Source organism: Caulobacter sp. GW821-FHT10E02, from assembly GCF_059415225.1.
Genome location: NZ_JBWKMV010000001.1, coordinates 1,310,954 through 1,325,158, shown reverse-complemented (window position 1 = coordinate 1,325,158; position 14,205 = coordinate 1,310,954). Strand labels below are relative to the sequence as shown.

The window sequence follows — 14,205 nt, the reverse complement described above, 5'->3', positions numbered from 1 at the left end:
TCAAGGATTCTGGGGGCTTTTGTAGCCCCTCACGCCGCCGCGATGATGGCCAGGAAGTCCTTGGCCTTCAGCGACGCGCCGCCGACCAGGGCCCCGCCGACGTCGGGCGCGGCCAGGATCTCGTGGGCGTTGTCGGGCTTGACCGAGCCGCCATAGAGGATCGGCACCACCCTGCCCTGCTCGCCGAACAGGGCGATCAGCTCGGCGCGGATGGCCGCGTGCATCTCGACGATGTTGTCGATCGAGGCCACGTGGCCGGTGCCGATGGCCCAGATGGGCTCGTAGGCGACGTTGAAGGCCTTGCCGGCCAGGCTGGACGGTAGGGAATTGTGCAACTGGCCGACGACGAAGGCCACGGCCTCGCCGGCTTCGCGCTGCTCCAGGCTCTCGCCGACGCAGATAATGGGCTCCAGGTCCGCGGCAAGGGCGGCCTCGACCTTGCCGGCCACCAGCTGGCAGGTCTCGCCATGGTCGGTGCGGCGCTCGGAGTGACCGAGGATCACCATCGTCCCGCCGGCGTCGGCGATCATCGCGGCCGAGGTGTCGCCGGTATGGGCGCCGCTGGCCTTGCCGTGGCAGTCCTGGCCGCCGGCGAGGACGAACGAGCCCTCCACCGTTTCGGCCAGGCGGTGGAGCAGGGTGGCGGGCGGGAAGATGGCGACGCGGGCGGCGGCCGGCTGGCCGTCCAGGCCGGCGGCGACGGCGCGGGCCTCGTCGAGAGCGGCGCTCAGGCCGTTCATCTTCCAATTTCCGGCGATCAGCGGCCGGGGAGTCGTGCTGGAAAGGGTCATGGACGCCTTCTTGGCGTCACGCTCGCCTGGGAAGTCAAGCCCGCGTGCTTGCCCACGCGCCCACGGCTCTACTATACCCGCTGCTCTTGGTCGGTGCGCGAGCGCGTCGCCGACCCGACTGGAAGGTTTTCGAACGCATGCTCGCCGGTTTCCGCTCCTTCGCCAAATCGCCGTTCGCGGTGCTGCTGTTTGGCCTGCTGATCGTCAGCTTCGCCATCTTCGGCATCAGCGACGTCTTCAAGGGCCCGCAAGGCTCGGGCGTGATCAGCGCCGGCTCGCGCTCGGTGTCCGCCCAGGACTTCAAGGTGCGCTTCGACAACTATCGCAAGGCGATGGAGCAGCGCGGCGGTGAAGCCCTGACGCCCGACCTGGCGGTCGAGCGCGGCATCGATCGCCAGATCGTCGCCGAGCTGACCCTGCAGGAATCGATGGCCGCCGCCATCAGCAAGATGGGCGTGAAGCCGTCGGACAAGCTGGTCGGCGACATCGTCCACGAGCAGATGAGCCAGCTGCCGCCCACCCAGCGTCCGTTCAACCCGATCACCGGCAAGTTCGACCAGCAGGCCTATGCGGCCCTCCTGGCCCAGAACAACCTGACGCCGGCGACCTACGAGTCCTCGCTGCGCGACGAGATCGCCAACGCTCACTTCTTCTCGGCCGTCGCCGGCGGCCTGAAGGCCCCGCGCATCTACGGCGCGCTGCAAGGCGGCTACATCCTGGAAGCCCGCGACGTCGCCGCCTTCGCCGTGAACCCGGCCTCGGTCGAGCGTCCGGCCCCGCCGACCGACGCCCAGCTGACCGCCTTCATGAAGGAGAACGCCGACCGTCTGACGCGTCCGGAAACCCGCGTCCTGTCGATCATGCGCGTCAGCGCCAAGGCCCTGGAGCCGACCGTCGCCGTCGACCAGGCCGCCGTGCAGAAGGCCTACGACTTCCGCAAGGACAGCCTGGCCAAGCCGGAGACCCGCACCCTCATCCAGATCGTCGCCCCGGACGCCAAGGCCGCCGCCACGATCTCGCAGCGCCTGGCCAAGGGTGAAGACCCTGCCGTCGTCGCCAAGGCGTTCGGAAAGACCCCGCTGGTCCTGGCCGACAAGCCCAAGACCGCCATCCCGGACCGCAAGGTCGCCGACGCCGCCTTCGCGCTGGCCGCCGGCCAGGTCAGCGGCCCGATCACGGGCGAGCTGGGCGTCTCGGTCGTCAAGGTCGCCAAGATCACCGCCGGCTCGACCGCCACGCTGGACAGCGTCCGTCCGCAGATCGAAGCGGAAGTCCGCGCCCAGGCCGCCCAGACCAAGGCCTACGACCAGACCCAGACCTATCAGGACGCCCATGACGGCGGCGCTGACCTGGTCGCCGCGGCCAGCAAGGCCGGCGCCCTGGTGCTGACGACCGCTCCCCTGACGGCCCAAGGCACGGACCAGACCGGCCAGCCGGTCGCCGGCCTGACACCGGACATCGTCAAGACCGCCTTCGGCCTGTCGCAAGGCGGCGAAAGCGACCTGATCGAGCTGGGCAAGGGCGAATACTACGCCGTGAAGGTCGAGAAGGTCGTGCCGGCCTCGATGCCGCCGCTGGCCGAGATCAAGCCGCAGCTGACCGCCGTCTGGATGGGCCAGGAGCTGACCAAGCGCCTGAAGGCCAAGGCCGATGAGCTGGTCGCCCGCGTCAAGAAGGGCGAGTCGATCGACGCCGTTGCCGCCTCGGTGCAGTCCAAGGTCCAGAAGGTTCCGGGTCTGTCGCGCCAGAACGCCCAGCAGCACATGGGTCTGGGCCGAGAGTTCCTGGGCGCGGCCTTCCAGGCCAAGAACGGCGAAGCCTTCGCCACTCGCGCCGGTCCGCAGGGCGAGGCCTATGTCGTCGCCAAGCTGGAAGCCATCCGCCCGGCTCCGACCGCCGCCATCGCCCAGATCGCGGCCATGGCCGGCGCCCAGGCCGGTGACGGCCTGATGCGTGACCTCGGCGAGGCCGCCCGCGGCGCCGCCAAGGCCCAGCTGAAGACCAAGAGCAACCTGACCCTGGCCCGCCAGGCCATCGGCGTCGACACTGAGGCCCTGGCCAAGGCCGACGCCGCCAAGGCCGGAAAGAAAGCCGAGTAATGAGTCTGGAGCCCGCGTTCGACGCCTTCTCGGAAGCCTATGATTCCGGACGGCAACAGGTCGTCTGGACCCGCCTGATCGATGATCTCGAGACCCCGGTCTCGGCCTATCTGAAGATCGCCCAGGCGCGTCCGTACAGCTTCCTGTTCGAGAGCGTCGAAGGCGGGGCCTGGCGCGGTCGCTACTCGATCGTGACCATGAACCCGGACCTGGTGTGGCGCTGCCGCGGCGACCAGGCCGAGATCGCGGAAGGCGACGACATCGCCGCCGGCCGCTACACGCCCCAGCCGGGCGGCGCGCTGGATAGCCTGCGCGACCTGGTCGCCCGTTCGCGCATGGAGCTGCCCAAGGGCCTGCCGCCCATGGCCGCCGGCGTCTTCGGGGCCCTGGGTTACGATCTGGTCCGCCTGGTCGAGCGCCTGCCCGACATCAACGAGGACAAGCTGGGCCTGCCGGACGGGATCATGACCCGCCCGCAGATCGTGGCGATCTTCGACGCCATCGCCCAGGAGATCATCCTGACCACGGCCGTGCGCCCGCAGGCAGGGGTTTCGGCCAAGCAGGCTCACGACGCCGCCCGCGCGCGGATCGAGGCGGTGATGGCCGACCTGCACCGGCCGCTGGGCCACGACGCGCCGCGTCCCGCCCGTGATCCGATGGAGTTCACGACGCCGGTCAGCCGCGCCGACTACGCTGACGTGGTCGCCAAGGCCAAGGAGTACATCGCCGCCGGCGATATCTTCCAGGTCGTGGCCAGCCACCGCTTCCGCGCGCCGTTCGACCTGCCGCCGTTCGCGTTGTACCGCTCGCTGCGCCGGACCAACCCGTCGCCGTTCCTGTTCTTCCTGAACCTGGACGGCTTCAACCTGGTGGGTTCCAGCCCCGAGATCCTGGTCCGCCTGCGCGACAACAAGATCACCATCCGGCCGATCGCCGGCACCCGTCCGCGCGGCGCGACGCCCGAGCAGGACGCGGCGCTGGAAGCCGAGCTGCTGGCCGATCCCAAGGAGCGCGCCGAGCACCTGATGCTGCTGGACCTGGGCCGCAACGACGTCGGTCGCGTGGCCATGCTCAACCACCAGGGCCGCAACGCCCCGGCCGAGCGTCCCAAGGGCCCGAACGTCCGCGTGACCGAGAGCTTCAAGATCGAGCGCTACAGCCACGTGATGCACATCGTCTCGAACGTCGAGGGCACCGCGCCCGACGGCGTCGACCCGGTCGACGTGCTGATGGCCGCCCTGCCCGCCGGCACGCTGTCAGGCGCGCCCAAGGTGCGGGCCATGGAGATCATCGACGAGCTGGAAGTCGAGAAGCGCGGCATCGGCTACGCCGGCGCGGTCGGCTATTTCGGCGCCGACGGCTCGGTCGACACCTGCATCGTGCTGCGCACGGCGCTGGTCAAGGACGGCATGATGTACGTCCAGGCCGGCGGCGGCATCGTCGCCGACAGCGATCCCGACGCCGAATACGACGAGACCCTGCACAAGTCCCGCGCCCTCAAGCGCGCGGCCGAGGAAGCCTGGCGATTCAGCTGAGCCTTAGGGCTGTTTCTAGGGACCGCCGAGCCGGTCGTCAGGAAGGTGCTGTGTGACCGCGGGCGGCGCCAGCACCATCACCGTGGCGAAGCTCAGCGCGCAGAACGCGGCGAAGGCCGCGGCGGCCAGCACCGGCGCCATCTTCTGGGCGCGACGCTTCGGCCGCAGCAGCGCGCGGACATAGGCGACGGCGACAGGGTCCAGGGCGGAATCACTCGGGTCCATGAGCGCATGATGCGCAAACTCCGTGACCGCTGTAACCGTAACTGAAGGCCGCGCGCGAAAATGCCGCTACACATCAGGCCCGCGCAGGCTAGAACCGCACTTCGAAAGGCGGCGTCATGATCCTCGTCATCGATAACTACGACAGCTTCACCTACAACCTCGTCCACTATCTGAACGAGCTGGGTGCCGAGACGGTCGTCTACCGCAACGACGCCCTGACCGTGGGCGAGGCCCTGGGCCTGCAGCCAGCAGCCGTCCTGTTGTCGCCGGGCCCCAAGGCCCCCGACCAGGCCGGCATTTGCCTGCCGCTGCTGACCAGCGCCCCCGCCGACCTGCCGATCCTGGGCGTGTGCCTGGGTCACCAGGCCATCGGTCAGGCCTATGGCGGCGAGGTGATCCGCGCCAAGGCCGTCATGCACGGCAAGGTCAGTAAGGTCCGCCACGACGACAAGGGCATCTTCAAGGGCCTGCCCAACCCGTTCACCGCTACCCGCTACCACTCGCTGGCCGTCCGCCGCGAAGACCTTCCCGCCGAGCTGGAGGTCACCGCCTGGACCGACGACGGCGAGATCATGGGCGTGCAGCACAAGACCCGCCCGGTGTTCGGCGTCCAGTTCCACCCGGAATCGATCGCCACCGAGGGCGGCCACCAGATGCTGGCCAACTTCATGGACTTGGCCGGCGTCAAGCGCGACGCGCAGGTCTGGGTTTAGGAAAAGTCGAAGCATGTCCGACGCTTTCAAGCCGCTGCTGGCCAAGTTGGCCGACGGCCAGACCCTGGACGACGCCGACGCCGAGATCTTCTTCGCCGCCTGCCTGCGCGGTGAGCCGACACCGGCCCAGGTGGCCGCCGCCGTCACCGCCATGCGCCTGCGCGGCGAGACGGTGGGCGAGATCGCCGCCTGCGCCCGCGCCATGCGCCGCGCGGCGGTCCAGCTGGAGCATCCGTACGAGGTCATCGACGTCTGCGGCACCGGCGGCGATGGCCTGCATACGCTGAACATCTCCACCGCCGTGGGCTTCGTGGCCGCCGGCGGGGGGCTAAAGGTCGCCAAGCACGGCAACCGCGCCATCACGTCGAAGTCCGGCACCGCCGACGTCCTGACCGCCCTGGGCGTCAATATCGACGCCACGCGCGAGCAGCAGCGCCGGGCCCTGGACGAGGCCGGTATCTGCTTCCTGTTCGCCCAGGCCCACCATGGCGCGATGAAGCACGTCTCGCCGATCCGCCAGCAACTGGGCTTCCGCACCATCTTCAACCTCTTGGGCCCGCTGACCAATCCGGCCGGCGCCAAGCGGCAGGTGGTCGGCGTCTCGGCCCCGCGCTTCGTCGAACCGATCGCCAAGGCGCTTGGAGCCCTGGGCGCCGAGCGCGCCTGGTCGGTGCACGGCTCGGGCATGGACGAGCTGACCACCACGGGCGAGACCGAGGTCGCCGAATGGCGCGACGGCCGCATCCACCTGTTCAAGATCACGCCCGAGGCCGTCGGCCTGCCGCGCGCCTCGCTGTCGGACCTCACCGGCGGTGATCCCGAGTTCAACGCCGCCGCCCTCACCCGCCTGTTCGACGGCGAAAAGGGCGCCTATCGCGACATCGTGCTGCTGAACGCCGCCGCCGCCTTCCTGGTCGCCGACAAGGTCGAGACCCTGGTCGAGGGCATCGAACTGGCCGCCGACGTCATCGACGAAGGCCGCGCCAAGGCCGCCCTGGCTGGCCTCGTGGCCGCTACGAATACGGAAGTGAACGCGTGACCGACATCCTCGCCAAGATCGCCGCCTACAAGCGTGACGAGGTCACCGACCGCAAGCGCCGGCGTACGTTGGGCGCCCTTGAGAACGCCGCCCAGAACGCCTCGTCGCCGCGCGGCTTCAAGCGCGCCCTGGTCCACGGCCACGCGCCCGGCAAGCTTTCCCTGATCGCCGAGATCAAGAAGGCCTCGCCGTCCAAGGGCCTGATCCGCGCCGACTTCGATCCGCCGGCCCTGGCCCGTAACTACGAAGCCGGCGGCGCGGCCTGCCTGTCGGTGCTGACCGACGGTCCCAGCTTCCAGGGCGCCGACGCCTATCTGATCGACGCCCGCGCGGCGACCGCCCTGCCCTGCATCCGCAAGGATTTCCTGGTCGATCCCTGGCAGGTGGCCGAGAGCCGCGCCCTGGGCGCCGACGCCATCCTGGTCATCCTGGCGATGATCGACGACGTCGTGGCCGCCGAACTGATGGCCGAGGCCAAGCGCCTGGGTATGGACGCCCTCGTGGAAGTCCACGACGAGGCCGAGATGGAGCGCGCCGGCGCCCTGGGCTCGGACCTGGTGGGCATCAACAACCGCGACCTGAAGAGCTTCGTTGTCGACCTGGCCGTCACCGAACGGCTGGCGGCCCAGGCCCCCAAGGATGCCCTGCTGGTCACCGAGAGCGGCCTCTTCACCCACGACGACGTCGTGCGGATGGAAGCCGCCGGCGCCAAGGCCATGCTGGTGGGCGAAAGCCTGATGCGCCAGGCCGACGTCACGGCCGCCACCAAGGCCTTGCTGGGCTGACGGATCGGGTACGCACCATCTGGCGTTTTCCCCCTCGCCCGCTCACAGTCTCCCAACAAGAACACGGCCACGCGAGGAAGCGCGCATGCATTGGGTCGCCCGCGTGGTGAATTGGTCCCTCGTCGCCTTCTTCAAGCGCGAGGGCTGGACGATCGAGGGCTCGGCCCCGACCACGACCCGCAAGTTCGTGATCATCGCCGCGCCGCACACCAGCAACTGGGACTTCGTCTACTTCCTGGGCGCGGCCGACGCGCTGAACCTGAAGCTCAGCTTCATGGGCAAGGCCTCGCTGTTCCGCTGGCCGTTCGAGAAGCTGATGAAGGACCTGGGCGGCGTGCCGATCGACCGCTCGCAGTCGCGCGACACGGTCCAGGCCATGGCCGACGAGTTCGCCCGCCGCGACGAGTTCATGCTGACGATCGCGCCCGAGGGCACGCGCGGCAAGGCCGGCGGCTGGAAGACCGGCTTCTACAACATCGCCCTGAAGGCCGGCGTACCGATGGTGCCCGGCTTCATGGACTACAAGCGCAAGGTCGTGGGCCTGGGTCCGGCGATGATGCCCAGCGGCGACTACGAGAAGGACCTGGCGGTGCTGGCGGCCTTCTACGCGCCGGTTACGCCCAAGCATCCGGAATTGAAGACCGTCCTCTAGGTTGGCTGAAGCCTGATCGGCCGCTAGGGTCCGCGCCGCTCTTCCCTGAAAGGAATCGGATGCGGGCGTTCCTGTCCAAGCTTCGTCGCGCTCTGTCCCTGACGCCGACGCCTCCGCCGGCCACCGACGCCGTCACCGCGCCTCAGGAGCTCTGGCACCTGGTCGGCGCCGCCGACGCCGACTTCATCCGCGTGGGCCAGCAGTTCAAGGAGCTGTTCGTCGCCGCCGGCCTGCAACCGCACCACGCCATCCTCGACGTCGGCTGCGGCATCGGTCGCGCCGCCGCCCCGCTAGTCGACTACCTCGACGAGAACGGCCGCTATGCCGGCTTCGACGTCATGGCCCAGGCCATCGACTGGTGCAAAGCCAACATCGCCGTCGGCGACCCGCGCTTCGAATTCACCCACGCCGACATGCACAGCGACCGGTACAATCCGGGCGGCTCGCAGCCGGCCAGCGCCTTCGTCTTCCCCTATCCCGACGCCAGCTTCGACTATGTCTGGCTGGGCTCGGTGTTCACCCATCTGCTGGCCGCTGACCAGGCCCAGTTCGCCCGCGAGATCGCCCGGGTGCTGAAGCCCGGCGGGACCAGCATCATCTCCTGGTACCTGATCGACGAGGAAGCCCGCGCCAACACGGGCAACGGCCAGATCGCGTTCGACTTCGTCCACGCCTTGGACGGCTGCTGGACCGCGACGCCGGAACTGCCCGAAGCGGTGATCGGCTACGACCTGGAGCCGATCCTGGCGCAGTACGAGACCCTGGGCCTCGATGTGCTGAACCAGGCCCTGGGCGTCTGGCGTCGCCAACCGATGCAGGACCAGGACATCATCATCGCCCGCAAGCGCGCCTGAAAGCTTTCGTTAAGCTTTTGATTCTGGGCGACATTTACCTCGTCGCCGAGCCTAACCCTTGATTCTGCAAAGCTTTTCCGAGCGACGACGCCCCGACTTGACTTTAACGCGGAACGCCTAGAGAACATTCGCAAGGTTTGCGGTTTGTTCCGCGCTCCAGCCGAGGTCGCCATGCTCACGCGCAAGCAGCACGAACTGCTGATGTTCATCCACGAGCGGATCAAGGAGACCGGCGTCTCCCCCTCGTTCGACGAGATGAAGGAGGCCCTGGACCTGGCGTCCAAGTCGGGCATCCACCGGCTGATCACGGCCCTGGAGGAGCGCGGCTTCATCCGCCGTCTCGCCCACCGGGCCCGGGCGCTGGAAGTGGTGAAGCTGCCGCAACAGGCCACGACGGCCGCGCCGCCCAAGGGTCGTGGCGCGTTCCGCCCGCAGGTGTTCGAAGGCGGCGGTTCGCCCCCGCCCTCGCCGGCTGCCTCGTCCGCCCCGGCCAATGACAGCCGCGAGCTGCCGATCCTGGGCAAGATCGCCGCCGGCACCCCGATCGACGCCATCCAGCACGAGCGCGAGCGCCTGCCGGTGCCCGAGGCCATGCTGGGCAATGGCGAGCACTATGTCCTCGAGGTGCAGGGCGACTCGATGATCGAGGCCGGCATCCTCGACGGCGACTATGTGATCATCAAGAAGGGCGACACCGCCACCTCGGGCGAGATCGTCGTCGCCTTGGTCGGCGAGGAAGCCACGCTCAAGCGCCTGCGCAAGAAGGGCGGCTCGATCGCCCTGGAAGCCGCCAACCCGAAATACGAGACCCGCATCTTCGGCCCCGACCAGGTCGAGGTGCAGGGTAAGCTGGTGGGCCTGATCCGCCGCTACCACTAAGCTGCTCTGGCGACTTGAGAATTGGCCCCGACCTCGCTTGAGGATTGGGGCCTTTTCGTATCGGGACTACAGCCGCCCCTCCTCCGCCAGGCGTTTGGCGGCGGCATCGAAACCGGCCCAGGCGGCGACGGCCAGACCCGCGCCGGTGCTGACCCGGCGCACGCCCAGCGCGCCCAGGCTCTCGACCGACATGTCATTGCCCCAGAACAGGATGTTGACCGGCTTGGGGGCCACGGCCTCGACGATGGCCTTGATCTCATCCGGATCGGTCACGGCCGGGGCGTAGAGGCAATCGGCGCCAGCGGCGGCATAGGCCTTCAGACGCTCCAGGGTCGGGGCCAGGTCGCGGACGCCCCGCAGATAGCCCTCGGTGCGGCCGACCAGGATCACGTCCTGGCCCGAGGCGTCGATGGCGGCGCGGGCGGCCTTCAGGCGCTCGACGGCGACCGGCAGATCGTAGAGCGCCGAGCCCGACCAGTCCTCGATCGACAGGCCCGCGACGCCGGCCTCGATGGCCAGGGTGACGCTTTCGCCGACGCCTTCAGCGGTATCGGCGAAACCGGCCTCGAAGTCCGCGTTCACCGGCAGGTCGGTGGCGGCGCACAGCATCTTGAGATGTTCGATGACCTCGTCGCGGGTGATCTCGCCGTCGTCCTTGCCCATGGCCCAGGCCGCTCCCGCGCTGGTCGAGGCCAGAGCCTTGAAGCCCAGCTTTTCCAGGCGCTTGGCGCTGCCGGCGTCCCACGGATTGGGCAGAGCGAAGCAGCCCTCGGCGTGCAGGGCGCGGAAAGCCGCGCGGCGGGCGGCGAACGGGTTCGACATGGCGGAGACTCCTGTGGTGCTGCTGAAGCCTTAGCCTCCGCTGGTGACATCGGCTGTCAGCAGGCTCCACGGCCGATCGCCCCGCAACGGCTGAGCCCAGACGATGCGCCAGCCGTCGGACCGGCGATAGAGCTCGGCGGCTCCGCCCTTGGCGAAATCCTCGGCCGCCAGCAGCACGGTTTCGGCGCACAGCGGCGGCGTTCGAGGTGGCATCGGCCCTCTGATCACCACGACCTCGCTGCGGACGCACAGGCCCGACAGCGTCTCGGCGTCGGGCGTCTTGCGGCCCCAGACCAGCGACAGCCGCACGGGCGCGCCCGGTTCCGGCGCGCAGATCCGCTTGTCGCAGGCATAGAGGCTCCAGGTCGCCGGCCTCAGGCCCCGTCGCCGCGCCCACAGCTCGGCCCCGAACCGCTTGGCGTCGGTGCGCAGCAGCACGGCCGCGTCGCCTGAGCGGACGGCGGCCGTCGCCCCGTCGGCGGCGATCCAGGCGTCCGGCGCGGCGGGCCTGGGCCACAGGGCGACCGCCAGGGCCAAAGGCGCGCCGATCCAGCGCAGACGGCCGCGCCACAGACACAGCAGCATCAGCCCCAGGAAGGCGACCACCAGCACCTGTGGGGGCGCGCTGGCGACGATCCTCTGCGCGCCATGGGCGTCGGCGAAGCCGTTGGCGATCCCGACCATGCCGTCGACGCCCCAGCCCGCCACGGCCAGGAACGGCGCGCCCAGGCCGAAAGGCTCCAGCAAGGTGCCGATCGCCAGGAACGGCATGATCACGAACGAAGACAGCGGCGCGACCGCCAAATTGGCCGGCAGGCCCCAGACGGCGACGCGGTTGAAGTGCTGCATGGCGAACGGCGCGGTGGCCAGGCCCGCCACCAGACTGGCCGCGACCGAAGCCGCCAGCCAGGTGAAGCCCGCCTGCGGCCAGCGGATCCACCACGGCGTCGAGATTTCCTTGACCGGCTGCGGCCAGCTTTCGGCCAGGGCCACCAGGGCGGCGGTGGCGGCGAACGACATCTGGAAGCCCGGCTCGCCAGCGGTCTCCGGCTTCATCGCCAGGATCATCAGGGCCGCCACGGCCAAGCCATGGAGGGTGATGGCCCGGCGATCAAACAGGATGGCCAGGAAGGCGACGCTGGCCGTGATCGCCGAGCGCTCGGCCGGCGGCGGCGCGCCGGAGATGACCAGATAGGCCAGCACAGCAACTAAACCGGCGACGGCGGCGATCTTCTTGCCCGGCGCTCGCAGCGCCAGCCAGGGCCAGGCGGCGACGCCCAGCCGCACCGCGCCGAACACGAAGCCGCCGACGATGGCCATGTGCAGGCCCGAGATCGACAGGATATGCGCCAGGCCCGAGGCCCGCATGGCCTCGGTTTGGTCCTCGGTGATCCAGGCTTCGTGGCCGGTGACCATGGCCGCGCCGATGCCGCCGCTGCTGGGGCCCATCCGCGCCAGGATCCGTTGGGCCAGACTCCAGCGGAAGGCGTTGATCGCCATGATCAACCGCAGCCGCAGCGGCGGCGGATCGAGACGCGTCGTCGAAAGCTCGCCGATCACGAATCCCACGCCGCCGATCGAGTCGAACCAGGCGTCGCGGGCGAAGTCGTAGGATCCCGGCGCGGCCGGAGGCGGTGGCGGTCCCAGCATGGCCCGCAGCCTCAACATTTGGCCCGGCGCCGGCGTCTCGTTCTCGCCGATCGTCACCCGGATCCGGCGCGGCGTGCGCTCTGGCGAGAGGCCCGAGACCGCCACCGGCGCGATCAGCAGCCGTGGTCCGCCCGCGCCGGGACTGACGACGTCGACGACGAAGCCATCCACCCGCCGCACGACCCGCTCGCCGGCCATGATCGGCGCGGCCACGCGGTCGCTGCGGACCTTGGCGGCCAAGCCGCCTGCCGCCCCGAACGCCATCAGACTGGCCAGCACGACGAGGCCGCGCGGCGCGTTCCAGCGCTGGCCGGTCCACCACACCAACGCCAGCAGCCCGGTTACGAGCGCCAGCATCCAGAGCTTCGGCTCGACCCCGGCCTCCAGATAGCCCGCCGCGCCGAGACCGAACGCCACCGGCGTCCACAGGAACGCCCGATCCAGATTGACTCGCCCTTCCGCCAGCAGCCCGGCCTTCAAGGTCGACCACGACAGGCGGGGTGCGGGCGCGGACAATGCCGGCTCGGCAAGTTCCGCGCCTAACATACCGAAACCACTGTATTTTTGACGGTTAAGCCAAGTTCGCCGCGATGCGGAAAACCGCTAGGCCCGGCGTGAAGCGGCGTGCTAAGACGCGCCGCCCGAGCCACCTTGCGGTTCGCGCTTGTCGACGCCATCTCGGCCTCCAGCCCCACAGTTTTGAAGCTCATGTCGAACCCCATCTCTTCCGGCGTCGTCACGCGCTTCGCCCCCTCGCCCACCGGTTTCCTGCATATCGGCGGCGCCCGCACGGCGCTGTTCAACTGGTTATATGCACGCCATACGGGAGGGAAGTTCCTTGTTCGCGTCGAAGACACCGATCGTGAGCGTTCGACCGAGGCGGCCGTCGCCGCGATCTTCGAAGGCCTGAACTGGCTGGGCCTGGAATCGGACGACGAGGTCGTTTTCCAACACACCCGCGCCCCGCGTCACGTCGAGGCCGTGCAGCAGATGCTGGACGCCGGCCGCGCCTATCGCTGCTGGATGACCGTCGAGGAACTGGAAGTCGCCCGCGAGAAGGCCCGCGCCGAAGGCCGCGCCATCCGCTCGCCCTGGCGCGACGCGCCGGAAGGCGACCTGACGGTTCCGCACGTGATCCGCTTCAAGGGCCCGCTGGACGGCGAGACCGTGGTCAACGACCTGGTCAAGGGTCCGGTGACCTTCAAGAACATCGAGCTGGACGATCTCGTCCTGCTGCGCGCCGACGGCGCGCCGACCTACAACCTCGCCGTGGTGGTCGACGACCACGACATGGGCGTCACCCACGTGATCCGGGGCGACGACCACCTGAACAACGCCGCCCGCCAGAGCCTGATCTATCAGGCGCTGGACTGGGACGTGCCGGCCTTCGCCCACATCCCGCTGATCCACGGCCCGGACGGCGCCAAGCTGAGCAAGCGCCACGGCGCACAGGCCGTCGGCGAGTTCGCCGACCTCGGCTATATCCCCGAAGGCATGCGCAACTACCTGGCGCGTCTTGGCTGGGGCCATGGCGACGACGAGGTGTTCAACGACGAGCAGGCGATCAGCTGGTTCGACGTGGCCGACGTGGTCAAGGCGCCCGCGCGCCTGGACTGGGCCAAGCTGAACCACATCAACGCCCAGCACCTGCGCAAGGCCGACGACGACCGCCTGACCGAACTGGCCCTGACGGCCGCCGAGAAGCGCGGCGAGCCCCTGCCCGCCGACGCCCGCGAGCGCATCGCCCGCACGGTCCCGGAAGTGAAGGAAGGCGCCAAGACCATCCTGGAACTGGTGGATCACTGTGCGTTCGCACTGAAGGTCCGGCCGTTCGCGCTGGAAGAGAAAACCCAAAAGCAGCTGACCGAAGAAACCGTCGAGCGCCTCAAGCGCCTGCGCGATCAGCTGGCCGCCGCCCCGGCCTTCGACGCTCCGACCCTGGAAACGGTGTTGAAAACGTTCGCGGAATCCGAGGGCGTCGGCTTCGGGAAGTTCGGCCCGGCCCTGCGCGGGATCCTGACCGGCGGCGCGCCGGCTCCGGACCTGAACAAGACCATGGCCGCGCTCTCCCGCGAAGAGAGTTTGGGGCGCCTTGACGACGCCCTGGCGCCGCGCGCATGAGGCGCTATAACGCACGTGCGAAAACGAAAGTTGGACTGCT

General features: G+C 69.3%; 13 protein-coding genes. 9 read left to right on the top strand and 4 right to left on the bottom strand.

The window, feature by feature from the left end; translation table 11 throughout:
- Positions 1–29 precede the first annotated feature (29 nt).
- Positions 30–791 (bottom strand): triose-phosphate isomerase, encoded by a 762-nt coding sequence (tpiA, locus tag AC07NI_RS05915; RefSeq protein ID WP_494616767.1) that lies wholly within the window; start codon positions 789–791, stop codon positions 30–32.
- Between the two features lie 137 nt (positions 792–928).
- Between tpiA and AC07NI_RS05910 the strand changes: the two genes are divergently transcribed.
- Together AC07NI_RS05910 and trpE are read left to right on the top strand one after the other, a co-directional pair.
- Positions 929–2,890, top strand: a complete 1,962-nt coding sequence (locus tag AC07NI_RS05910) for a peptidylprolyl isomerase (RefSeq protein WP_494616766.1) — start codon at positions 929–931, stop codon at positions 2,888–2,890.
- Entirely contained in the window at positions 2,890–4,425 is a 1,536-nt protein-coding gene (gene trpE, locus AC07NI_RS05905; RefSeq protein WP_494616765.1) for an anthranilate synthase component I, read from the top strand. The genes AC07NI_RS05910 and trpE overlap by 1 nt, the downstream gene beginning before the upstream one ends.
- A 15-nt stretch (positions 4,426–4,440) precedes the next feature.
- Here the strand turns inward: trpE and AC07NI_RS05900 are convergent, their stop codons facing one another.
- Positions 4,441–4,650 (bottom strand): hypothetical protein, encoded by a 210-nt coding sequence (locus AC07NI_RS05900; protein WP_494616764.1) that lies wholly within the window; start codon positions 4,648–4,650, stop codon positions 4,441–4,443.
- Positions 4,651–4,766: 116 nt separating this feature from the next.
- On the opposite strand from AC07NI_RS05900, the gene AC07NI_RS05895 reads away from it, so the two are divergent.
- The 6 genes from AC07NI_RS05895 (at position 4,767) to lexA (ending at position 9,572) form a co-directional block, all read left to right on the top strand.
- Positions 4,767–5,363, top strand: coding sequence for an anthranilate synthase component II (locus tag AC07NI_RS05895; RefSeq protein WP_494616763.1), 597 nt, complete (start codon positions 4,767–4,769; stop codon positions 5,361–5,363).
- A gap of 13 nt (positions 5,364–5,376) precedes the next feature.
- Positions 5,377–6,402: an anthranilate phosphoribosyltransferase gene (trpD, locus tag AC07NI_RS05890; protein ID WP_494616762.1), complete on the top strand. Its 1,026-nt coding sequence runs from the start codon at positions 5,377–5,379 to the stop codon at positions 6,400–6,402.
- Entirely contained in the window at positions 6,399–7,187 is a 789-nt protein-coding gene (trpC, locus tag AC07NI_RS05885; RefSeq protein ID WP_494616761.1) for an indole-3-glycerol phosphate synthase TrpC, read from the top strand. Before trpD ends, trpC begins: the two co-directional genes overlap by 4 nt.
- Positions 7,188–7,272: 85 nt before the next feature.
- Positions 7,273–7,839 (top strand): lysophospholipid acyltransferase family protein, encoded by a 567-nt coding sequence (locus tag AC07NI_RS05880; RefSeq protein ID WP_494616760.1) that lies wholly within the window; start codon positions 7,273–7,275, stop codon positions 7,837–7,839.
- A 5-nt stretch (positions 7,840–7,844) separates the two neighbouring features.
- Positions 7,845–8,693, top strand: coding sequence for a class I SAM-dependent methyltransferase (locus AC07NI_RS05875; protein WP_494618290.1), 849 nt, complete (start codon positions 7,845–7,847; stop codon positions 8,691–8,693).
- Positions 8,694–8,864: 171 nt separating this feature from the next.
- Positions 8,865–9,572 carry a transcriptional repressor LexA gene (gene lexA, locus AC07NI_RS05870; protein WP_494616759.1) on the top strand — a complete coding sequence of 236 codons (708 nt, stop codon included), beginning with the start codon at positions 8,865–8,867 and terminating at the stop codon, positions 9,570–9,572.
- A 66-nt stretch (positions 9,573–9,638) separates the two neighbouring features.
- On the opposite strand, the gene AC07NI_RS05865 is transcribed toward lexA, so the two are convergent.
- Both AC07NI_RS05865 and AC07NI_RS05860 read right to left on the bottom strand, forming a co-directional pair.
- Positions 9,639–10,394 carry an isocitrate lyase/PEP mutase family protein gene (locus AC07NI_RS05865; protein ID WP_494616758.1) on the bottom strand — a complete coding sequence of 252 codons (756 nt, stop codon included), beginning with the start codon at positions 10,392–10,394 and terminating at the stop codon, positions 9,639–9,641.
- Between the two features lie 30 nt (positions 10,395–10,424).
- The gene (locus AC07NI_RS05860; protein WP_494616757.1) at positions 10,425–12,590 is read right to left on the bottom strand and encodes a ComEC/Rec2 family competence protein; all 2,166 of its coding nucleotides are present in this window, start codon (positions 12,588–12,590) and stop codon (positions 10,425–10,427) included.
- Between the two features lie 162 nt (positions 12,591–12,752).
- On the opposite strand from AC07NI_RS05860, the gene gltX reads away from it, so the two are divergent.
- On the top strand, positions 12,753–14,165 hold the full coding sequence (gene gltX, locus AC07NI_RS05855; protein ID WP_494616756.1) for a glutamate--tRNA ligase: 1,413 nt from the start codon (positions 12,753–12,755) through the stop codon (positions 14,163–14,165).
- Positions 14,166–14,205 lie beyond the last annotated feature (40 nt).

What these genes read in the sequence shown, in the direction of transcription:
- tpiA (WP_494616767.1), bottom strand. Translation starts at nt 791, where the DNA reads ATGACCCTTTCCAGCACGACTCCCCGGCCGCTGATCGCCGGAAATTGG.
- AC07NI_RS05910 (WP_494616766.1), top strand. Translation starts at nt 929, where the DNA reads ATGCTCGCCGGTTTCCGCTCCTTCGCCAAATCGCCGTTCGCGGTGCTG.
- trpE (WP_494616765.1), top strand. Translation starts at nt 2,890, where the DNA reads ATGAGTCTGGAGCCCGCGTTCGACGCCTTCTCGGAAGCCTATGATTCC.
- AC07NI_RS05900 (WP_494616764.1), bottom strand. Translation starts at nt 4,650, where the DNA reads ATGGACCCGAGTGATTCCGCCCTGGACCCTGTCGCCGTCGCCTATGTC.
- AC07NI_RS05895 (WP_494616763.1), top strand. Translation starts at nt 4,767, where the DNA reads ATGATCCTCGTCATCGATAACTACGACAGCTTCACCTACAACCTCGTC.
- trpD (WP_494616762.1), top strand. Translation starts at nt 5,377, where the DNA reads ATGTCCGACGCTTTCAAGCCGCTGCTGGCCAAGTTGGCCGACGGCCAG.
- AC07NI_RS05880 (WP_494616760.1), top strand. Translation starts at nt 7,273, where the DNA reads ATGCATTGGGTCGCCCGCGTGGTGAATTGGTCCCTCGTCGCCTTCTTC.
- lexA (WP_494616759.1), top strand. Translation starts at nt 8,865, where the DNA reads ATGCTCACGCGCAAGCAGCACGAACTGCTGATGTTCATCCACGAGCGG.
- AC07NI_RS05865 (WP_494616758.1), bottom strand. Translation starts at nt 10,394, where the DNA reads ATGTCGAACCCGTTCGCCGCCCGCCGCGCGGCTTTCCGCGCCCTGCAC.
- AC07NI_RS05860 (WP_494616757.1), bottom strand. Translation starts at nt 12,590, where the DNA reads ATGTTAGGCGCGGAACTTGCCGAGCCGGCATTGTCCGCGCCCGCACCC.
- gltX (WP_494616756.1), top strand. Translation starts at nt 12,753, where the DNA reads ATGTCGAACCCCATCTCTTCCGGCGTCGTCACGCGCTTCGCCCCCTCG.